The 18,777-nt window shown below is 69.3% G+C and carries 19 protein-coding genes; 3 read left to right on the top strand and 16 right to left on the bottom strand.

Features of this window, described 5'->3' with window-relative positions; genetic code table 11:
• Positions 1-12: 12 nt before the first annotated feature.
• The 6 genes from dxs to BMX96_RS08985 form a co-directional block, all read right to left on the bottom strand.
• A complete protein-coding gene (gene dxs / locus BMX96_RS09010; RefSeq protein WP_091845178.1) occupies positions 13-1,938 on the bottom strand; it encodes a 1-deoxy-D-xylulose-5-phosphate synthase in 1,926 nt (641 codons plus the stop codon).
• A 99-nt stretch (positions 1,939-2,037) separates the two neighbouring features.
• Entirely contained in the window at positions 2,038-2,904 is an 867-nt protein-coding gene (locus BMX96_RS09005) for a polyprenyl synthetase family protein (RefSeq protein ID WP_091845177.1), read from the bottom strand.
• Positions 2,901-3,143 carry an exodeoxyribonuclease VII small subunit gene (locus BMX96_RS09000; RefSeq protein WP_091845176.1) on the bottom strand — a complete coding sequence of 81 codons (243 nt, stop codon included), beginning with the start codon at positions 3,141-3,143 and terminating at the stop codon, positions 2,901-2,903. Before BMX96_RS09000 ends, BMX96_RS09005 begins: the two co-directional genes overlap by 4 nt.
• Positions 3,140-4,066 (bottom strand): histone deacetylase family protein, encoded by a 927-nt coding sequence (locus BMX96_RS08995; RefSeq protein ID WP_236737013.1) that lies wholly within the window; start codon positions 4,064-4,066, stop codon positions 3,140-3,142. The genes BMX96_RS09000 and BMX96_RS08995 overlap by 4 nt, the downstream gene beginning before the upstream one ends.
• A 41-nt stretch (positions 4,067-4,107) precedes the next feature.
• Positions 4,108-4,818 (bottom strand): response regulator, encoded by a 711-nt coding sequence (locus tag BMX96_RS08990; protein ID WP_073127337.1) that lies wholly within the window; start codon positions 4,816-4,818, stop codon positions 4,108-4,110.
• Positions 4,815-5,318 (bottom strand): MarR family winged helix-turn-helix transcriptional regulator, encoded by a 504-nt coding sequence (locus BMX96_RS08985; RefSeq protein ID WP_091845174.1) that lies wholly within the window; start codon positions 5,316-5,318, stop codon positions 4,815-4,817. Before BMX96_RS08985 ends, BMX96_RS08990 begins: the two co-directional genes overlap by 4 nt.
• 153 nt (positions 5,319-5,471) lie before the next feature.
• On the opposite strand from BMX96_RS08985, the gene BMX96_RS08980 reads away from it, so the two are divergent.
• A complete protein-coding gene (locus tag BMX96_RS08980; RefSeq protein ID WP_091845173.1) occupies positions 5,472-6,341 on the top strand; it encodes a branched-chain amino acid aminotransferase in 870 nt (289 codons plus the stop codon).
• Between the two features lie 6 nt (positions 6,342-6,347).
• On the opposite strand, the gene BMX96_RS08975 is transcribed toward BMX96_RS08980, so the two are convergent.
• The 3 genes from BMX96_RS08975 to BMX96_RS08965 all read right to left on the bottom strand — a co-directional run bounded on the left by BMX96_RS08975 (position 6,348) and on the right by BMX96_RS08965 (position 8,221).
• On the bottom strand, positions 6,348-6,542 hold the full coding sequence (locus BMX96_RS08975; RefSeq protein ID WP_073127331.1) for a hypothetical protein: 195 nt from the start codon (positions 6,540-6,542) through the stop codon (positions 6,348-6,350).
• A gap of 113 nt (positions 6,543-6,655) precedes the next feature.
• Positions 6,656-7,573 (bottom strand): DMT family transporter, encoded by a 918-nt coding sequence (locus tag BMX96_RS08970; RefSeq protein ID WP_073127329.1) that lies wholly within the window; start codon positions 7,571-7,573, stop codon positions 6,656-6,658.
• 45 nt (positions 7,574-7,618) lie between these two features.
• A complete protein-coding gene (locus tag BMX96_RS08965; protein WP_091845172.1) occupies positions 7,619-8,221 on the bottom strand; it encodes a LolA family protein in 603 nt (200 codons plus the stop codon).
• Between the two features lie 190 nt (positions 8,222-8,411).
• Between BMX96_RS08965 and dps the strand changes: the two genes are divergently transcribed.
• Positions 8,412-8,891 (top strand): DNA starvation/stationary phase protection protein Dps, encoded by a 480-nt coding sequence (gene dps / locus BMX96_RS08960; protein ID WP_091845171.1) that lies wholly within the window; start codon positions 8,412-8,414, stop codon positions 8,889-8,891.
• Between the two features lie 335 nt (positions 8,892-9,226).
• Here dps and BMX96_RS08955 read toward each other — a convergent pair whose 3' ends face one another.
• The 3 genes from BMX96_RS08955 to BMX96_RS08945 form a co-directional block, all read right to left on the bottom strand.
• Positions 9,227-12,106 (bottom strand): DNA translocase FtsK, encoded by a 2,880-nt coding sequence (locus BMX96_RS08955; protein WP_091845170.1) that lies wholly within the window; start codon positions 12,104-12,106, stop codon positions 9,227-9,229.
• Between the two features lie 20 nt (positions 12,107-12,126).
• Positions 12,127-13,311: an aminotransferase class I/II-fold pyridoxal phosphate-dependent enzyme gene (locus BMX96_RS08950; protein WP_091845169.1), complete on the bottom strand. Its 1,185-nt coding sequence runs from the start codon at positions 13,309-13,311 to the stop codon at positions 12,127-12,129.
• A gap of 117 nt (positions 13,312-13,428) precedes the next feature.
• A complete protein-coding gene (locus tag BMX96_RS08945; protein ID WP_091845261.1) occupies positions 13,429-14,754 on the bottom strand; it encodes an amidase in 1,326 nt (441 codons plus the stop codon).
• A gap of 46 nt (positions 14,755-14,800) precedes the next feature.
• Between BMX96_RS08945 and BMX96_RS08940 the strand changes: the two genes are divergently transcribed.
• Positions 14,801-16,057, top strand: coding sequence for an FAD-dependent monooxygenase (locus BMX96_RS08940; protein WP_091845168.1), 1,257 nt, complete (start codon positions 14,801-14,803; stop codon positions 16,055-16,057).
• A gap of 10 nt (positions 16,058-16,067) precedes the next feature.
• Here BMX96_RS08940 and BMX96_RS08935 read toward each other — a convergent pair whose 3' ends face one another.
• From BMX96_RS08935 to BMX96_RS08920, 4 genes are read right to left on the bottom strand one after another with little or no spacing between them, the layout of a single operon-like run.
• Positions 16,068-16,250 (bottom strand): Trm112 family protein, encoded by a 183-nt coding sequence (locus tag BMX96_RS08935; protein WP_091845167.1) that lies wholly within the window; start codon positions 16,248-16,250, stop codon positions 16,068-16,070.
• On the bottom strand, positions 16,247-16,891 hold the full coding sequence (locus BMX96_RS08930; RefSeq protein ID WP_073127316.1) for an LON peptidase substrate-binding domain-containing protein: 645 nt from the start codon (positions 16,889-16,891) through the stop codon (positions 16,247-16,249). The genes BMX96_RS08935 and BMX96_RS08930 overlap by 4 nt, the downstream gene beginning before the upstream one ends.
• A 26-nt stretch (positions 16,892-16,917) precedes the next feature.
• A complete protein-coding gene (gene trxA / locus BMX96_RS08925; RefSeq protein ID WP_091845260.1) occupies positions 16,918-17,844 on the bottom strand; it encodes a thioredoxin in 927 nt (308 codons plus the stop codon).
• Between the two features lie 60 nt (positions 17,845-17,904).
• Positions 17,905-18,687: an exodeoxyribonuclease III gene (locus BMX96_RS08920; RefSeq protein WP_091845166.1), complete on the bottom strand. Its 783-nt coding sequence runs from the start codon at positions 18,685-18,687 to the stop codon at positions 17,905-17,907.
• Positions 18,688-18,777 lie beyond the last annotated feature (90 nt).

The raw sequence follows: 18,777 nt of genomic DNA, 5'->3' as shown, positions 1-18,777 counted from the left end.
AAAGAATGTTGCTCAGGCGCGCTTCCCGATCTGCTCGACCCCGATGACCGACAGCACCTTGGCCTCGATATCCTCGGCGTTCAGGCCGGCGACCGCGTACATGTCGCGCGGGCTGGCCTGGTCGATGAAGATGTCGGGCAGCACCATCGACCGGAACTTCAGCCCGGTGTCGAAGACGCCCTCTTCGGCCAGAAGCTGGGCCACGTGGCTCCCGAATCCGCCGATGCTGCCCTCCTCGATGGTGATCAGCGCGTCGTGGTCGCGTGCCAGGTCCAGGATCAGCTCGCGGTCCAGCGGCTTGGCGAACCGCGCGTCGGCCACGGTGGGATTGATGCCGCGCGCGTCCAGCGCCTCGACCGCCTCCTCGACCTCTTTCAGCCGCGCGCCGAAGTTCAGCAGGGCAACGCCCTTGCCCTCGCGGATCATGCGGCCCTTGCCGATCTCCAGCACCTCGCCCCGCTCGGGCATCTCGACGCCCGTGCCCTCGCCCCGGGGGAATCGGAACGCGATCGGCCCGCTGTCATGCGCCGCGGCGGTGGCGACCATGTGCTTCAGCTCGGCCTCGTCCGCGGCGGCCATGACGACGAAACCCGGCAGGTTCGACAGGTAGGCGGTGTCGAACGCGCCCGCGTGGGTCGCGCCGTCGGCGCCCACCAGCCCGGCCCGGTCGATGGCAAAGCGCACGGGCAGCCGTTGCAGCGCCACGTCATGCACCACCTGGTCATAGCCGCGCTGCAGGAAGGTCGAGTAGATCGCGCAGAACGGCTTCATCCCGCCGGCGGCCAGCCCCGCGCTGAAGGTCACGCCGTGCTGTTCGGCGATCCCCACGTCGAAACAGCGCGACGGGTAGCGTTCGGCGAACAGGTTCAGCCCGGTGCCGTCGGGCATGGCGGCGGTCACCGCGCAGACCCGGTCGTCGCGCGCGGCCTCCTCGACCAGCGACTTGGCGAAGACCGAGGTATAGGACGGCGCGTTGGACTTGGCCTTGGACTGCTTGCCGCTCAGCACGTCGAACTTGGCGGTCGCGTGGCCGCGATCCGCCGCGTTCTCGGCGGGGGAATAGCCCTTGCCCTTCTTGGTGATGACATGGATCAGGACCGGCCCGGTCGCCCGCGCGCGCACGGTGCGCAGCACCGGCAGAAGCTGCTCCATGTCGTGCCCGTCGATGGGCCCGAGATAGCTGAAGCCCAGTTCCTCGAACAGCGTGCCGCCGATGACCGAGTGCTTCAGCAGGTCGCGCGCCCGCCGCGCCCCCTGCTGGAACGGCGTGGGCAGCATCGACACGGCGCCCTTGGCGGCGGCCTTCAGCTCCTGGAACGGCGCGCCCGCGTAAAGGCGCGACAGGTAGGACGACATGGCGCCCACGGGCGGGGCGATGGACATCTCGTTGTCGTTGAGGATCACGAACATCCGCTTGCCCAGGTGGCCCGCGTTGTTCATCGCCTCGTAGGCCATGCCGGCGGACATGGCGCCGTCGCCGATCACCGCGATGGCGTCGCCCAGCGCCGGATCAGGCGCGCCGCCCAGGTCCCGCGCCACGGTAAAGCCCAGCGCCGCGCTGATCGAGGTCGAGCTGTGGGCCGCGCCGAACGGGTCGTAGGGCGACTCGCTGCGCTTGGTGAAACCGCTCAGCCCGTCCTTCTTGCGCAGGGTGCGGATGCGATCCCGCCGCCCGGTCAGGATCTTGTGGGGATAGCACTGGTGGCTCACGTCCCAGATCAGCCGGTCGCGCGGGGTGTCGAACACCGCGTGCAGCGCCACGGTCAGCTCCACCACGCCCAGCCCGGCGCCCAGGTGACCGCCGGTCTCGCTCACCGCCGAAATCGTCTCGGCCCTGAGCTCGTCGGCCACCTGCGACAGGCTGTTATCATCCATCCGCCGCAGGTCGGCGGGGCTGGAGATCCGGTCGAGATGCGGGGTTTTCGGGCGGTCGGTCATGTCAACCTCGGTTTACAGTCATGTCAACGTAGCGCGCTTTGGCGCCACAGGCAAAGGAGTCGTCATCCGGATCGGCCCGACCTTCGGCGCAGATAGCTCTCACGCCTTGCGGTCAATGACGAAGCGGGCGCAGTCGCGCAGGATCTCGGCCCTGGACCCGTAGGGCGCCAGCGCGTCGCAGGCCTGCGCCACCAGCGCGCCCGCCCGCGCCCGCGCGCCGTCCACGCCCAGAAGCGACACGAAGGTGGCCTTGCCCGCCGCCGCGTCCTTGCCCACCGCCTTGCCGGTGGCAGCCGCGTCGCCCTCCACGTCCAGCAGGTCGTCGGCGATCTGGAAGGCCAGCCCCAGCGCGCGGGCATAGGCGGTCAGCGGCGCGGGGTCGGCGCCCGCCAGCGTCGCCCCTGCGCCGCCCGACCACTCGATCAGCGCGCCGGTCTTGCCGGCCTGCAGGTCGGTGATCGCCGCCAGGTCCAGCGGCGCGCGCGCGGCCTCGGCGGCGATGTCGCGCGCCTGTCCCAGCACCATGCCCTGTGCCCCCGCCGCGCGCGCCAGCCCGGCCACCAGCGCCACGCGCACCGCCGGGTCGGGGTGGCAATCGGCGCGCGACAGCAGCTCGAACGCCAGGGTCTGCAACGCGTCCCCGGCCAGGATCGCGGTGGCGTCGTCCCATTTCACGTGCACCGTGGGCTGGCCGCGCCGCAGATCGTCGTCGTCCATGGCGGGCAGGTCGTCATGCACCAGGCTGTAGGCGTGCAGTGCCTCGATCGCGGCGGCGGCGGTCACCGCGTCGGCGTCGTCCAGGCCGTTCAACCGCGCGCCCTCCATCACCAGGAACCCGCGCAACCGCTTGCCGCCCGAGACCGCGTGGCGCATGGCGTGGTGCACCGGGTCGTCGCCGGTCACGGCCGCGCCCAGCCGCGCCCCGATGCGCGCGGCGCAGGCGGTCAGTCGCTCGGCAAAGCTCACTGCGGGTCGAGAGGCTCGGTGCCCTTGGGCTGGCCCTGCCCGTCGAGGGTGATCATCGCGACCTTCTCCTCGGCATCCTTCAGCTTCTGGGCGCAATGCTCCTTCAGCGCGGCGCCGCGCTTGTAGAGCGCGATGGACTCCTCCAACGGCACGTCGCCTGAGTCGAGCTTGGCCACAACGCGTTCCAGCTCGGCCATGGCATCCTCGAAGCTGAGGTTTTCGACGGGGGTCTCGGTCATCGGCTGCGGTCCCTCAGGGTCGTGACATGGGCGGCGACGGACGCGCCCAGGGCGTCCAGATCATATCCGCCCTCCAAAGTCGAGACGACGCGCCCGTCGCAGGTCCGGTCCGCCACGTCGCACAGCCGTCCGGTCAGCCAGGCGAAATCCTCGGTCTCCCACTGCAGCTGCGCCAGCGGGTCGTCGAAATGCGCGTCGAACCCGGCCGAGATCAGCAGCAGCTCGGGCTGCCACTCAAGCAGTTTCGGGAAGACGTGGCTTTCGTAGACGTCGCGCATGTGCTGGCCGTCGGTGTCGGGCGCCAGCGGCAGGTTCACCACCTGCCCGTGCGCGCCCCGCTCGTCCGGCGCGCCCGTCCCGGGAAACAGCGGCATCTGGTGCGAACTGACGAACAGCGCGCGGCCCTCGTCCCACAGCAGGTCCTGCGTGCCGTTGCCGTGATGCACGTCGAAATCCACCACGGCGACCCGGCTCAGGCCGTGGCGCTCCAGCGCGTGGCGCGCGGCGATGGCCACGTTGCCGAACAGGCAGAACCCCATGGGGGTCTGACGCTCGGCGTGGTGGCCGGGCGGGCGGCAGCCGACGAAGGCGGCGCGCGCCTCGCCGTCCAGGACGGCGTCCACCGCCGCCACGCAGCCACCCACGCCGCAAAGCGCGGCCTGGAGCGAGCCGTGGCTCATATACGTGTCCCCGTCCAGCTGGCGGCGGCGGCCCCGCTCGGGCGCGGCGCGGCGGATGCGGTCGATATGGGCCTGCGGATGGCACAGCAGCAGGGCGTCGTCGTCGGCCACGGGCGCCTCGCGCCGGTCCAGCCCCTCCACGCCCTCCAGAGCGTCGGCGATGGCCGTCAGCCGGGCCACCTGCTCGGGGTGGCCATCGGGCGTGACATGGGCATACCCCGCGTCGGTGGCGTAGTAGAGCATCGCTGCCCCCTTCATCTTTCCAAAAATACCTTTGTCCGACGTCAGTCGGTCATCAGGACATAGCCCGCGCCGCGGACCGTCTGCAAATAGCGGGGCTGTTTCGAGTCGGCCTCGATCTTGCGGCGCAGGCGCGTGATCTGGACGTCCACCGCGCGGTCCTGCGCGATTTCGCCGTCCGGCCCGGTGCGGCCCAGGTCCTCGATCAGCTTGGCGCGCGACACCGGCTCGCCCACCTGTCCCGCGAAGATGCGCATCAGCTGCGCCTCGGTGGCGGTCAGGCGCACCATGTCGGGGCCGCGCCACATCTCGCCCCGCGCGATGTCGTAGCGCACGTCCCCCAGGTTCAGCACCTTGGGCGCGGCGTCGGTCTCGACCTCCTGGGGCACCCGGCGAAGGATGGCGTTGATGCGCAGCAGCAGCTCCTTCGGCTCGAACGGCTTGGCCAGGTAATCGTCCGCCCCCGCCTCGAGCCCCGCGATGCGGTCGGCGGTCTCGCCCTTCGCCGTCAGCAGCAGGACCGGGATCGCGCGCGTCTCGCGCAGGTGGCGGGTCAGCGACACGCCGTCCTCGCCCGGCATCATCACGTCCAGCACGATCAGGTCGAAATCCAGCCCCTCCAGCAGGCGCCGCGCGTGGGCGGCGTCGCGCGCGCCGGTCACGAAGAACCCGCTGCGCGCCAGGAACTTGCACAGAAGCGACCGGATCCGCTCGTCGTCGTCGACGATCATCAGGTGCGCGTCGGGCCCGCTCATGATCCGGCCTCGATGTCTTCGTTGAACTGGCGGCGCTGTTCGGGGTCCATCATCGCCTCGAGCACGGCGCGAAAGCCCGCCACCGCCTGCGGGCCGGCATCGCGGTAGGCGGCGCGCATGCGCACGCGCTGCGCCTCGCTCAGCGCGGCCTCCAGCGCGGCGCCCTTGTCGGTCAGAAACAGGTGCCGCTCGCGCTTGTCGCGCGCGCCCACGCGGCTGTCGACCAACCCGTCGGCGATCAGCGTCCGCAGCACGCGGTTCAGCGACTGCTTCGTCACGCCCAGGATCTGCAGCAGGTTGTTCACGTTCGTGCCCGGCGTCCGGTTGATGAAATGCACCGCCCGGTGATGCGCCCGGCCATAACCGTATTGCGCCAGGATCCGGTCGGGATCGGCGGTGAAGCCGCGATAGGCGAAGAACATCGCCTCGATCCCCTTGCGCAGCTGGGCGTCGGTCAGGAACAGCAATCCCTCGCCGCCCGGAGAATGTGGCTTGTTCATCGCGCCCCTCATCGCCGAATTGCCCGGAGTTTACGTCAGCCTTATTGACATTCCAAGCACCGACTGTTAGCGGATTCTCGCAATTATCGCAACAAAATGTCCGAAGCGGACGCATTCGGGTAACAAACGGAAAATTAGGTAAGGAATACGGCCATGTCTGGCGGCTATGACGATCGTGACGGCAAGATCTGGATGGACGGCCAGATGGTGGAATGGCGTGACGCGAAGGTGCACATCCTGACCCACGCGCTGCACTACGCAAGCTCGGTCTTCGAGGGCGAGCGCTGCTACAACGGCAAGATCTTCAAGGGCACCGAGCATTCGGAGCGCCTGAAGAAATCCGCCAACCTCATCGACTTCGAGATTCCCTATACCGTGGCCGAGATCGACGCCGCGAAAGAAGCGGTGCTGAAGGCCAACGGGCTGGAGAACGCCTATGTCCGCGCGGTGGCGTGGCGCGGGGCGGGGCCCGACATGGGGGTCGCCTCGGCGCGCAACCCGGTGCGAATGGCCGTCGCGGCCTGGGAATGGGGCAACTACTACGGCGACGCCAAGATGAAGGGCGCCAAGCTCGACCTGTCCAAGTGGAAGCGCCCGTCGCCCGAAACCATCCCCTGCGAGGCGAAGGCGGCCGGTCTCTATATGATCTGCACCATGTCCAAGCACGCGGCCGAGGCAAAGGGATGCTCGGACGCCATGATGCTGGACTATCGCGGCTACGTGGCCGAAGCGACCGGCGCCAACATCTTCTTCGTCAAGGACGGCGAGGTGCACACCCCCCTGCCCGACTGCTTCCTGAACGGCATCACCCGGCAGACGGTGCTGGCCATGCTGCGCGACAAGGGCGTGACGGTGCACGAACGCCACATCATGCCCGAAGAGCTCGAGGGCTTCGAGCAGTGCTGGCTGACCGGCACCGCGGCCGAGGTCACGCCGGTGGGCCAGATCGGCGACTACACGTTCGAGGTCGGCGCGCTGACCCGCGACGTGGCCGAAAGCTACGAAAAGCTGGTCCGCAGCTAGGGCCGTTCAGGCCTCGCGGCCGCGGTCGATCCGCAGAAACGCAGGCAGGCGCGCCCCGGTGCGCCGGCCGGGCTGCCGGTCCAGCCGGGCGACCAGCCGGCTGATGCCGCCGCTGGCCTCGGCCCGCTCCATCCGCAGGAACGTGCGGATCGCGCGGCGCGACGGGCTCGGCGCGCTCTTGTCGATGATGTGGCGTGTCATGTCGGCTCCTCCCAGTGCCAATGAGTTCGCCGAACATACCATAACACCGCGCCGATTTCATGCCCCGACCTCGGCCCGCGCCGGGAATGCCAGGACCGGCTAGAAAGGACCGGCTACATCATCCCCTTGGCGCGCAGCTTGCGGCGCGCGGTGCCGCCGCGGGCCAGCTGCCGTTCGCGCCAGACGATGACGATGCCCGCCGCGATGACCAGAGCGGCGCCCGCCAGCGTATAAAGCCCCGGCACGTCCCCGAACCAGACATAGCCCAGCCCGATCGCCCACAGCATCGAGGTATAGGTGAACGGCGCCAGCGCGCCCGCGTCGGCGTGGCGATAGCTGGCGGTCATCAGCAACTGCCCCACCACGCCGATACTGCCCGCGCCCAGCAGCAGCGCCCACTCATAGGGCGTGGGCCAGACCCAGCCGAAGGGCAGCGTCAGCAGCGACAGGGTGGCGGCGGTGCAGGAGAAGTAGAAGACGATGGCCTCGACCCGCTCGGAGCCGGACATCGCCTTGATGAAGGTCTGCGCCAGCGCGGCCAGCGTGGCCGAGCCCAGCGTCAGCGCCACGCCCAGCGTGGCGGTGGGGCCCAGCCCCTCCTGCCCCAGCTGCGGCCAGACGATGATGCCCACGCCGACCAGTCCCATGGCCACGGCGGTGATCCGCACCAGCCGCACCCGTTCGCCCAGGATCAGCGCGGCGAAAATCACCAGCATCACCGGCGTGACGAAGCGGATCGCCGTCACCTCGGCCAACGGAAGGTGCGCCAGCCCGGCGAACCCCATACCCATGGCCATCGTCCCCGCCAGCCCCCGCACGGCGTGGCGGTGCCAGTTCGCCGTGCGCAGCCCCGCCGCCAGGTCGCCCCGCATCCACAGCCACGCCGCGATGATCGGGATCGACAGGCCGGCGCGGAAGAAAACGACCTCGCCTGTGGGCACGCGCACCGAGGCCGCCTTCACGAAGCTCGACATCAGGGTGAAGAGCGCCATGGCGACGAGGATCATCAGGATGCCGCGGGTGGGGGCCATGGAGCGGCCTTACACCCGGGCGGCGGCGGCGGCCAGTGGCCGCCCCTAGCCGCGGCGCGAAATCTCGGTCGGGATCGAGAAATACCGTGCCGGGAAGCTGCCCCCGGTCTGCAGATCGCCAAGCACGACCGTGGTCCGGCTGCCCTGCCCGTCGATAATCACCCACTGGCGCAGCTGGATCGGGGTGGCGGTGAAGACCAGCTCGATCCGGCCGTATTGCGGGTTCTCGGGGTCCTGCGCGGTGACGATGGTCTTGGCGCCGTCCTCGCGGTGGCCGACCACCATGTTGCGCTGCGCCAGGTTCACGTTCGCCTCGAGGATGATGCTCAGCGGCGTGCGGCTCAGCGGGTATTGCTCGGGGCGGCCGGTGTTGGACTTGCCGTCGAACACGGCGACCTGTCCGCCGCCGGCCATGACCAGCGTTTCCTCCGGCGGGTTGTAGTCGAAGCGCACGCGCCCGGGCCGCTGGATGTAGATCTGCCCGGTCGAGATCGTGCCGTCGGCATTGATCTGGGTGAACTCGGCCTCGGCGGTGCGCATGGCGTTCAGGTATTGCGACAACGCGTTCAGCGAGATCGGCGCGGCCATCGCCGGCCTGGCGGCCAGCACGGCGGCGGTGCCCATCAGAAAATGTCGTTTGGTAAGCATGGTTGCGTCCTTCCGTTCCTTGCACCGCATATAGGACCGCATGCCGCACCCCGCCATCGTCAGGCAATAACACGCCCGTGTCGCCCTGCGACAACGGCGATGGAACCCGGCAGGCCCCGCGCGGATTACTGGGACAAGCGCGGCGGCAAGGCCGCTCGCACCCATGCACGACTGATAGAAGGAATCCGCAATGCCCGAAGCATTTGTTCAAGGAATCGACGATCAGGCCCGCCACAAGGTCATCGACCTGCTCAACGCCCGCCTCGCCGACGTGTCGGCACTGGCCCTCGCCGTGAAGCAGGCCCACTGGAACCTGAAGGGCCCCGGCTTCATCGGCGTCCACGAGCTGCTGGACGACGTGGCCGACAACCTGCGCGAGGCGCAGGACACCATCGCCGAACGCTGCACCATCCTGGGCGGCCAGGCGAAGGGCACCGTCGAGGTCGTCGCGGCCGAGTCGAACATCGAGCCGTATCCGACCGACATGGAGCAAATCGAGGATCACATCAAAGCGCTGAAGGACCGGTTCCTGAAATGCGGCGAGATGATCCGCAAGGCCGCCGAGACCGCCGACGAGGCCGGCGACCCCGACAGCGAAGACCTGTTCGTCGAGATCAGCCGCACGATGGACAAGGACTGCTGGTTCATCGGCGCCAACGGCAAGCAGTAAGCGTCACGATCGATTCAGACGAAACGGCCCGCCCTCGGCGGGCCGTTTTCATTTGCGCCTCCCGCCCGCAGATCCCGCGCCCGGTGAAATGCTCTCCGGGGCGCGTGTCCTCACTCATCAATGCGAATGGCCCTGTCCGACGCTGTCGTCTCCGCGTCGGCACGTCCGGTGCACGCCCCGTGCACGATCTAGGCCGCCGGTCCGACGTCGTGGCCCTTTCGGTGCACCCCCGCCGCACGGAAGCGGCACGCTGGGCGCACGCCCGGGGCACGACCGCGGCACCGCCAGTGCACATTTCGTGGACAGGACGGCCTGCCCCGCGGTTGCGCGCCCCCTCAGGTCGGTTCCGGCACCAGGATCTCGCGCTTGCCCACGTGGTTGGCGCTGCTGACGACGCCCTCTTCCTCCATCTGCTCCACCAGCCGTGCGGCCTTGTTGTAGCCGATGGCCAGCTTGCGCTGGATATAAGAGGTCGAGCACTTGCGGTCCTTGATGACGATGGCGACCGCCTTGTCGTACAGCTCGTCCTCGGAATTGCCGTCGCCGCCACCAAGACCCAGCACCGCGTCGATGTCGCTGCCCTTGTCCTCGGCGGGGCCGTCGACCACGCCCGACATGTATTCGGGCGGACCGAAGCTCTTGAGATAGTTGACGATTTCCTCGACTTCCTCGTCCGAGCAGAACGGCCCGTGCACGCGGGTAATCTTGGATCCGCCCGCCATATATAGCATGTCCCCCATGCCCAGAAGCTGCTCGGCCCCCTGCTCGCCCAGGATGGTGCGGCTGTCGATCTTCGAGGTCACGCTGAAGCTGATCCGCGTCGGGAAGTTCGCCTTGATCGTGCCGGTGATGACGTCCACCGACGGGCGCTGCGTGGCCATGATCAGGTGGATGCCGCTTGCCCGGGCCATCTGCGCAAGCCGTTGAATACAGGCTTCGATTTCCTTGCCCGCGACCATCATCAGGTCGGCCATCTCGTCCACGATGACGACGATGAACGGCAGGATCTCGGGCTGGATTTCCTCGGTCTCGTAGATCGGCTCGCCCGTGTCGTCGTCGAACCCGGTCTGGACCGTCCGCTCGAACATCTCGTCCTTGGCCAGCGCCTCGCGCACGCGGCCATTGTAGCCCTCGATGTTGCGCACGCCCATCTTGGACATCTTGCGGTACCGGTCCTCCATCTCGCCAACGACCCATTTCAGGGCGACGACCGCCTTCTTGGGGTCGGTGACGACGGGGCTCAGAAGATGCGGAATCCCATCATAAACAGACAGTTCCAGCATCTTCGGATCGATCATGATCATCCGGCACTCGTCCGGTGTCAGCTTGTAGAGCAGCGACAGGATCATGGTGTTGATCGCCACCGACTTGCCCGAGCCGGTCGTCCCCGCGATCAGGAGGTGGGGCATCTTGGCAAGGTTCGCGACCACCGGATCACCGCCGATATCCTTGCCCAGCGCCAGCGGCAGGCGGTGGTTGCCGTCGCCGAAATCGCGGGTGGCCAGGATCTCGCGCAGCACGCACATCTCGCGGTTTTCGTTGGGCAGTTCGATGCCGATGACGCTGCGCCCCGGAACGGTCGAAACCCGCGCCGACAACGCCGACATGGACCGCGCGATGTCGTCGGCCAGACCGATCACGCGGCTGGCCTTCAGGCCCGGCGCCGGCTCCAGCTCGTACATGGTGACGACGGGGCCGGGGCGGACGCTGACGATCTCGCCCTTCACGCCGTAGTCGTCCAGCACGTTCTCGAGCATCCGCGCGTTCTCTTCCAGCGCCTCATCGCTCAGAACATGCCGCGTCACCGTGTCGGGGCTGGTCAGCAGCGACAGCGGCGGGTGCTCGTAGGCCGCGCTCTGGTCGTCGAAGGCCAGCTTGGGCTGCGCCTCGTCCTTGGCCTTGGTCGACGGCGCGGGGGCCTTGCGGTTCATGTGCTGAACCACGGGCTTGGTCTGCGGGGCCGGCGGCGCGGCGCGGGGGGCCGGCTGCGGCTCGGGGCGGTGAGGGGTGGGCGCGACCAGCTCGGGCTCGGGCAATTCCCTTGCGCTCAGGTCATCCTCGACCGGCTCCGCCTGCGGGGCATCCGTCGCCGTCAGCGGCGGCGTCTGGTCGATGCGCAATGGTTGCGGGCCGCGCGGATGGCGGCGCGCCAGCAAGGGCTCGGCACCGCGGGCGTGCCCCGCCGTCAGCACAGGCTGGCTGCGCGCCCGGGCCTTGATGACATCGGAGATCTTGGACTTGATGCGATCCTCGCCGGATAGGGGCGGCATCGGCGCAGCGGCCGCGTCAGACGTGCGCAGGGCGCCGGTCAGCCGCCCCAGGATGCCGGCGCGGGGCTGATCGGCATAATCGTCATCGCTGTCTTCGAAGACCTCTTCGTCCTCGTTCGCGACGGGGCGCGGCGGGGCGGCGCGCAGAACGGGGCGCGGCTGCGCCGAGGCTTCCGTTTCGGGTTCCAGCAGCGCGGCCTGGCGCGCGGCTTCGCGTTCGGCGGCGCGCTCGGCCCGGCGGGCACGCGCCTGCGCGGCGGCGGCGGCCCCCGCGCCCATGCCGGCGCCCACGGTCCGCGACCCGGCGGCCAGCGCGGTCATCAGCGAGGCGTAGGTCATCACAACACCCCGCAGCAGCCAGCCCGTGATCTGGCGCAACTCGGCCCGAGTCACGCCGAGCACGAAGCCGCCCATCACCAAGGTCGCCACCATCAGAAGGAACGCCGTGGCCTTGAGCCCGAAAGCCCCCGACACGCCCAGCACGCCCAGCAGCGTGCCCAGCGCGGTATCCCCGAACAGCCCGCCCAGACCGAAGGAATGGCCCCAGTCGGCACCCGGCACGTGGGTCGAGGCATAGACCGAGCCCAGCGCGATGGCGATCGGTGCGAACACGGCGCGCGACAGGGCCCGCTCTTCGCCCCGGTGCATCAGGAACCGCCCGCCCCAGACCAGGAAGGTCAGCGCGATGCCCCAGGCGCCCCAGCCCACGATGATGTTCAGCGGCGATGCGATCGAGGCGCCCATGCGCCCCAGCAGGTTGCGCGCCGGCTCGGAGGTGACCGAAAGCCAGCTGGGATCGTCGGGACGGTAGCTGGCCAGCATCAGCGCGACGGCGACGCCCAAACCAATCAGCAGCAGGCCCAGCAGTTCGCGCCCGCGCCGTTCCAGCGCCGCTTGGGTGTTGCTGTCGAACAGCGGGTCCCGCCCGCGTGTCTGATACGCCATCGTTGCCTCGTTGCTCTTTTTTATTCTTTGAACAGGCAGTCGCGGATCTGTGTCAGACCCTCGGCCACCTCGTCCTCGTCGGCGACCATCGCCACCCTGATGAACTTCTTCCCCGGATTTCCCGCGTCGGTATCGCGCGACAGGTAAGCGCCCGGCAGCACCCGGACCCCCGTTGTCTGCCACAGCTTCAGCGCGGCAGCCTCGCCATCCTCGACCGGCAGCCACAGAAAGAACCCCGCTTGGGGCGCCCCGCAGCCCGGAATGTTCGCGAAGATGCGGTCGGCCATCTCGTATTTGCGGACATAGCGCGCGCGGCTGGCGTCCACGTGGGCCTCATCGGCCCAAGCGCGGGCGGCCACCGCCTGCAACGGCACCGGAAGGGGCGCACCCGCGTAATTGCGCAGCTGCTTCAGCGCCGCGATCGTCTGCTTGCCACCCGCGACGAAGCCCGAGCGCAGACCGGCGAGGTTCGAACGCTTGGACAGCGAGTGAAAGATCAGCAGCCGCTCGGGGTCGGCGCCCATCTTCTGCGCCACTTCCATGGCGCCCGGCGGCGGCGTGCCGCGATAGACCTCGGAATAGCATTCATCCGCGAAGACCCGGAAATCGTGCCGCTCGGCCAGCTCCAGCAGGCTGCGCCAGTATTCGGCGTCCGCGACGGCGCCCTGCGGGTTGGAGGGCGAGCAGATATAGGCGACGGCGACCCGGTCCAGCACTTCGGGCGGCAGCGCCGTGTAGTCGGGCAGAAACCCGGTCGCGGCCGTCGCGGGCACGTAATGCGGCTGGGCCGCCATGGCCAGCGCCGCGACCGCGTAGACCTGGTAGAACGGGTTCGGGGTCAAAACGACCGGCACCTTGCCGCTCTTTTCCTCGGGGCACAGGGCGACGGCGGCGTTGAACAGCCCCTCGCGCGTGCCGTTCAACGGCAGAACCTGCGTTTCGGCGCAGACCTCGACGCCGTAGCGCCGCTTGAGCCAGGCGGTTATCGACTGGCGCAGCACGGGCGTGCCGTCATTGGGCGGATAGTTCGCGAAGGCCCCCACATGCGCCGCAATCTCGTCCAGGACGAAATCCGGGGGCGCGTGGCGCGGGTCACCGATGGTCATGTGGATCACGTCGCCGCCGGGCGCGTGCACGTCAAGAAGGCTCCGCAGACGCGGAAACGCATAGGCCGGCAGGGTTTGGAACCGCGCGGGGTGCTGCATTAGGTGCCTCGATACAGGGGTCTGTCGCCCCATTTGGGACGAACGATAACGTGAAGCCAGCCGGGCGGTCCAGCCGGCTGGCGGGCGGCACGGGGCTTGGCGGGGGGCCTGTGGCTTTTAGGCCAGCGCCCGTTCAGCCGCCTGGCCGAGCCGCAGAAGACGCCCCTCGTGCCCCGCAAGCCCCTGCAAAAGCAGGCCGACCGAGGGCGTGCCGGTGGGCAGGCTCAGCCCCGCCAGACCCAGCAGGTTGCCGATCCGGGTGTTGCGCAGGGTCATCAGGTTCGCGCTGACGTAGTAGTCGTCGTCGGTCTCGAGCCGGGCGCGCTTGGGCGGCAGGATCGGGCAGGTCGGCTGGATCACGGCGTCGTATCCGGCGGTCGCCGCGGCGTATTCGGCGCGCATTCGGTCGAGCGTGCGCCACGCGGCCACGAAGTCGCAGGCGCTGACATCGGCGCCCGCCCGGAACCGGGTCCGCACCTGGTGATACATCCTGTCGGGCGCGGATTCGATCGTCTCGCGCCAGATGGCATAGCCCTCGGGCGCGAAAACCAGCGGGCTTTGCGCCAGCGCGGTATCGACGCAGGGCAGCGCACGGCGCTCGACCACCGCCCCGGCCCGTTCAAGCATGGCCACCGCGCGTTCGAAGCCCTCCACGACGGTCTTGTCGCAATCCGCCAACGCGTTCTCCAGCACCATCAGGCGGCGCCCGGCCAGCGACGTGTAGGCAAGGTCGGGCGCACGCCGACCCGCCAGCACCGCCCAGATCTCGGCCGCGTCCTCGACGTTGCGCGCCAGCGGACCGGCCGTGTCGAAGCTGGGGCAGAGCGGCAGAGCGCCCTCAAGCGACAGCGATCCGTGGCCGGGCTTGAAGCCCACGAGGTCGTTCCAGGCCGCGGGGAGCCGGATGGACCCCCCGGTGTCGGACCCGATTCCCGCCGGCGCCAGGCCGAACGCCACCGACGCCGCCGCGCCCGAGGACGACCCGCCCGACACCGCGTCGGGATCGTTCACGCAGGGCGGCGTCGCCGTCGACGGGTTCAGACCCAGGCCCGAGAACGCGAGCTCGCTCAGATGCGTCTTGCCCAGACACACCAGTCCCGCCAGCGCCGCCTGCCGCAGCAACGCGGCATCCCGGTCGGGCACACGGCCTTCCAGCAACGCGCTGCCCCCTTCGCAGGGCACACCCGCGCAGTCATAGAGGTCCTTCCAGCCGATGGGCACGCCGTCCAGCAGCCCCCGCCGCACACCGTGCCGGGCTCGCTGCCGCGCCGCCTGTGCCTCGGACAACGCGCGGTCCGGGGTCATGCGCGCGAAGATGCGGGGGGCGAGGTCGTGGTCGTTGGCGGCGTCCAGGAAGGTTTGCGCCAGCTCAACGGGGTCCAGCGCACCCTGCCCGATGGCGCGCCCCAGGTCACATGCCGTCGCCCGTGTCAGATCGTCCATGGTGTCCCCCGCCCGGTTCGCCGCGACGGTAGCGGCGCGGCGGCGCATGGACAATGCCCGCCGCAAGACCATAGTCAGCGCCATGGATCATGACGTTATCATTGCGGGTGGCGGGCTGAACGGCTGCACCCTTGCGCTGGCGCTGGCCAGCGGCGGGCTGGACGTGGCGCTTATCGACCCGGTGCCGGTGGACACACGCGGCGGGGCCGAGTTCGACGGGCGCAGCTATGCCCTTTCGGCGGCCTCCAGGGCGCTGCTCGGCGCGCTCGGCCTTTGGCCGGGGCTGGCCGATGGCGCGCAGCCCATCCTGGACATCCGCATCAGCGACGGGACTGCGGGCACCGGCCCGTCGCCCCTGACGCTGGAATTCGACCACGCCCAGATCGAGGAAGGCCCGATGGGCTTCATGGTCGAGGACCGGCACCTGAGACCAGCGCTGCTGGACGCCATCGACAAGGACGCGCGGATCACCGCGATCACGGGCGTCTCGGTGACCGGGCAGGCGCCCCACGCATCCGGTGTCACCGCCACCTTGTCCGACGGGCGCGAGATCGACGGGCGTCTGCTGGTGGGCTGCGACGGGCGCCGCTCGGCCACCGCGCAGCGCGCGGGCATCCGCCGCACCGGGTGGGAGTATCCGCAGAACGCGCTGGTCGCCGCCATCGGCCACGAGCGACCCCATGACGGCGTCGCGCACCAGTTCTTCATGCCCGAGGGGCCCCTGGCCATCCTGCCGCTGAAGGGCAACCGCTGCTCGATCGTCTGGACCGAGCGACGCGAGCGGGCGCGCGCCCTCACCGACCTGCCGGACGACGCCTACCTCAACGTGTTGCGGCCCCGGTTCGGCAATTTCCTGGGGGAGATTTCGCTGGCCGGGCGGCGCTATACCTACCCGCTTGCGCTGAGCATCGCCAACAGCTTTGCCGCGCCGCGCGTGGCGCTGGTGGGCGACGCGGCCCACGCGGTGCACCCGATCGCCGGTCAGGGCCTGAACGCGGGGCTGAAGGACGTGGGCAGCCTGGCCGAGGTCGTGGTGGACGCGCATCGTCGGGGCGAGGATATCGGCCGCATCGACGTGCTGCGCCGCTACGAGCAATGGCGGCGTTTCGACGTCTCGGCCCTGGCCCTGGCGACCGACGGGTTCAATCGCCTGTTCTCGAACGACAACCCGATCCTGCGGGCGGTCCGTGACGCGGGGCTTGGGTTGGTCGGGCATTTGCCCGGCCTGCGCCGCAGCGCCATCCGCGAGGCGGCCGGCCTCACCGGGGACCGGCCGCGCCTTCTACAGGGCCGCCCGATCTAGTCGGCTAGCTCTAGTCGTCGATCTTGCGCGCTTCGTCGATCAGCATGATCGGGATCCCGCCGCGGATCGGGTAGGCCAAGTGTGCCGCCTTCGAGACCAGCTCCTGCCGGTCGGCGTCGTAATGCAGCGGCGCCTGCGTCTGCGGGCAGACCAGCGCCTCGAGCATCTTGCGGTCGTAGGTCTGCTCGCTCATTGCAGCACGCCTTCGTCGTCGCCGCCGCGCAGGGCGAACTCGATCAGGGTGACCAGCGTTTCGCGGCGGGTGGTCAGGTCAGGTGCCTCGAGCAGGGCTTGCTTGTCCTCGGGGTCGAAGGGGCACAGCATCGAGAGGGCGTTGATCAGAAGCTCGTCCTCGGCCCCCGACAGCGACTCCCAATCGGTCTTCAGCTCCTGCGCCTCGAAATAGCGGCTGAGCAGATCCAGGAACGCGTCGCGGTCGAAGCCCGGATCCTTTTCCGGCTGGCCCAGGTCGCGGGTAAACGCGTCCCAGGTCACGTCGCAGCGGCGATAGGGCTCGAACCCTTCCTGTTCGCTGGTGATACGGTAGCGCGACACGCCCGTGAGAGTGATCATGTAGCGCCCGTCGTCGGTCTCGGACCACTGGGTCAGGCGCCCCGCGCAGCCGATGCTGTGCAGCCGTTTTTCGGCGCCGCCGGGCACCTCGCGCGGCTGCACCATGCCGATCAGGCGGTGATCGGTGCGCATGGTGTCCTCGATCATCGCAAGGTAGCGCGGCTCGAAGATATGCAGCGGCAATTTCCCGCGCGGCAGAAGCAGCGCGCCGGGCAGCGGAAAGACGGGGATCGTTTGCGGAAGATCGAACTTCTTTGCCATGCCCCTCTACCTAGGCTGGCAGACCCTCAAGCAAAGATCATCGACGACAATCTTCGGCGACCCTTCAACGCGACCGGGTCCTGCGGCGGCAAGGCTTCGAACAGGGTGAAGAGCTGCGCGCGGGCCGCACCGTCATTCCACTCGCGGTCGCGGCGGAAGGATTCGAGCAACTGATCGACCGCCTCCTCGGTGTTGCCCGTGGCGTGCAGGGCCTTGGCCAGATCGATCCGGGCCTGGTGGTCGTCGGGGTCGGCCTCGACCCGGGCACGCAAGTCATCCACGGGGCCGGCATCGGCGGCCTGGCGCGCCAGCTGCAGCTGGGCGTGGGCGGCCTCGAGCTCGGGTGCGTGGCTGATCGACGCATCGACGCCGTTCAGGATGGCCTCGGCCTGTTCCAGGTCGCCCATGGCGATGTGGGCGCGCACCAGACCCGCGTGGGCGGCGGCGCGGTCGGGCGCCTCGCCCGCGATGGCGGCGAAGACCTGCGCGGCGTCCTCGGCCTGCCCGGCCGTAAGCATGTCCTCGGCCGTCTGCAAGGCCTCGGCCAGGCCGTCTTCCCGGCCGCCGGGCGCACCGCCGCCCTGTGCGACCAGACGGTCGACGAAGGCCTTGATCTCGGATTGCGGGATCGCGCCCTGGAAGCCGTCCACCGGCTGACCCTTGTAGAAGGCATAAACGGTCGGGATCGACTGGATCTGCAGCTGCGCGGCGATGGACTGGGCGCGGTCGATGTCGATCTTGACCATCTTCACGGCGCCCTTGGCCTCGGTCACGGCCTTTTCCAGCATCGGCCCCAGGGTTTTGCACGGGCCGCACCAGGGGGCCCAGAAGTCGACAATCACCGGCACCTGCTGGCTGGCCTCGACCACGTCGGCCATGAAGCTCGCCTCGGTGCCCTCCTTGATCAGGTCGGCGGCGGCGGGGGCGGCGGTGCCCTGTCCCAGTTCGATCATCGTGCGCATCCCTTTGTCCGTTCGCCCGCTAGATGGCGTGGCGCCGGCGTCAAATCAAGGTCAGAGGTCGAAGGTTGCCAGCACCGGGGCGTGGTCCGACGGCTTCTCCCAGCCGCGCACGTGACGCAGGATCCGGCTGTCCCGGGCCGCATCGGCGATGTCGGGGGTCGCCCAGATATGGTCCAGCCGGCGCCCCTTGTCGGCGGCATCCCAGTCCTTCGCCCGGTAGGACCACCAGGAATATAGCTGCCCATCGGGGATATGCGCGCGGGTGATGTCGACCCAGGCCCCCGCCGCCTGCGTCTCGGCCAGGTGGTCGACCTCGACGGGGGTGTGGGACACCACCTTCATCAGCTGCTTGTGGGACCAGACGTCATCCTCGCGCGGGGCGATGTTGAGGTCGCCCACCAGGATCGACCGGGCGGGCGGCGCGGCCCTGAACGCGTCGCGCATGGCCGTGAGGTAATCGAGCTTCTGGCCGAATTTCTCGTTCACCTCGCGGTCCGGTACGTCGCCGCCGGCCGGCACGTAATAGTTGTGGATGGTGACCCCGTTCTCCAGCCGCGCCGCCACGTGCCGGGCATGGCCCAGCCCGGCGTGATCGTCCGCGCCCACCTCGTCCAGCGGGCTGCGCGACAGGATCGCCACGCCATTATAGCCCTTCTGCCCGCGCGCCACGACATGGGGAAAGCCCGCGTCGGCGAAATCGGGGATCTTCTCGACCGGCGACTTGCATTCCTGCAGGCACAGGACGTCCACGTGCGTCTCGGCCAGGAAGTCGCGCACCAGCCCTTCGCGCAGGCGGACCGAGTTGATGTTCCAGGTGGCAAGGGTGAAGGGCATCGGCGGCTCCGGTCTGGTCAATTGGCCGCCTGACTAGCGCAGATCGTCCCCGGGCGCGACAGCCCATCGCGGGAACGCGGGGCGCGCCGC

The sequence above is a fragment of the Palleronia pelagia genome (assembly GCF_900110115.1).
Lineage (GTDB): Bacteria > Pseudomonadota > Alphaproteobacteria > Rhodobacterales > Rhodobacteraceae > Palleronia > Palleronia pelagia.
The sequence above is the reverse complement of the archived record's forward strand: the minus strand, read 5'-3'. Positions and strand labels throughout refer to the sequence as shown.

Coding starts and splice junctions, on each gene's coding strand:
- BMX96_RS08970 (WP_073127329.1), bottom strand. CDS start 7,573: ATGGCCCCCACCCGCGGCATCCTGATGATCCTCGTCGCCATGGCGCTC.
- BMX96_RS08955 (WP_091845170.1), bottom strand. CDS start 12,106: ATGGCGTATCAGACACGCGGGCGGGACCCGCTGTTCGACAGCAACACC.
- BMX96_RS08985 (WP_091845174.1), bottom strand. CDS start 5,318: ATGAACAAGCCACATTCTCCGGGCGGCGAGGGATTGCTGTTCCTGACC.
- BMX96_RS08995 (WP_236737013.1), bottom strand. CDS start 4,066: ATGCTCTACTACGCCACCGACGCGGGGTATGCCCATGTCACGCCCGAT.
- BMX96_RS08975 (WP_073127331.1), bottom strand. CDS start 6,542: ATGACACGCCACATCATCGACAAGAGCGCGCCGAGCCCGTCGCGCCGC.
- trxA (WP_091845260.1), bottom strand. CDS start 17,844: ATGATCGAACTGGGACAGGGCACCGCCGCCCCCGCCGCCGCCGACCTG.
- BMX96_RS08920 (WP_091845166.1), bottom strand. CDS start 18,687: ATGCCCTTCACCCTTGCCACCTGGAACATCAACTCGGTCCGCCTGCGC.
- BMX96_RS09000 (WP_091845176.1), bottom strand. CDS start 3,143: ATGACCGAGACCCCCGTCGAAAACCTCAGCTTCGAGGATGCCATGGCC.
- BMX96_RS08935 (WP_091845167.1), bottom strand. CDS start 16,250: ATGAGCGAGCAGACCTACGACCGCAAGATGCTCGAGGCGCTGGTCTGC.
- BMX96_RS08945 (WP_091845261.1), bottom strand. CDS start 14,754: ATGGACGATCTGACACGGGCGACGGCATGTGACCTGGGGCGCGCCATC.
- BMX96_RS08930 (WP_073127316.1), bottom strand. CDS start 16,891: ATGGCAAAGAAGTTCGATCTTCCGCAAACGATCCCCGTCTTTCCGCTG.
- BMX96_RS08940 (WP_091845168.1), top strand. CDS start 14,801: ATGGACAATGCCCGCCGCAAGACCATAGTCAGCGCCATGGATCATGAC.
- BMX96_RS08980 (WP_091845173.1), top strand. CDS start 5,472: ATGTCTGGCGGCTATGACGATCGTGACGGCAAGATCTGGATGGACGGC.
- dxs (WP_091845178.1), bottom strand. CDS start 1,938: ATGACCGACCGCCCGAAAACCCCGCATCTCGACCGGATCTCCAGCCCC.
- BMX96_RS08965 (WP_091845172.1), bottom strand. CDS start 8,221: ATGCTTACCAAACGACATTTTCTGATGGGCACCGCCGCCGTGCTGGCC.
- BMX96_RS08950 (WP_091845169.1), bottom strand. CDS start 13,311: ATGCAGCACCCCGCGCGGTTCCAAACCCTGCCGGCCTATGCGTTTCCG.
- BMX96_RS08990 (WP_073127337.1), bottom strand. CDS start 4,818: ATGAGCGGGCCCGACGCGCACCTGATGATCGTCGACGACGACGAGCGG.
- dps (WP_091845171.1), top strand. CDS start 8,412: ATGCCCGAAGCATTTGTTCAAGGAATCGACGATCAGGCCCGCCACAAG.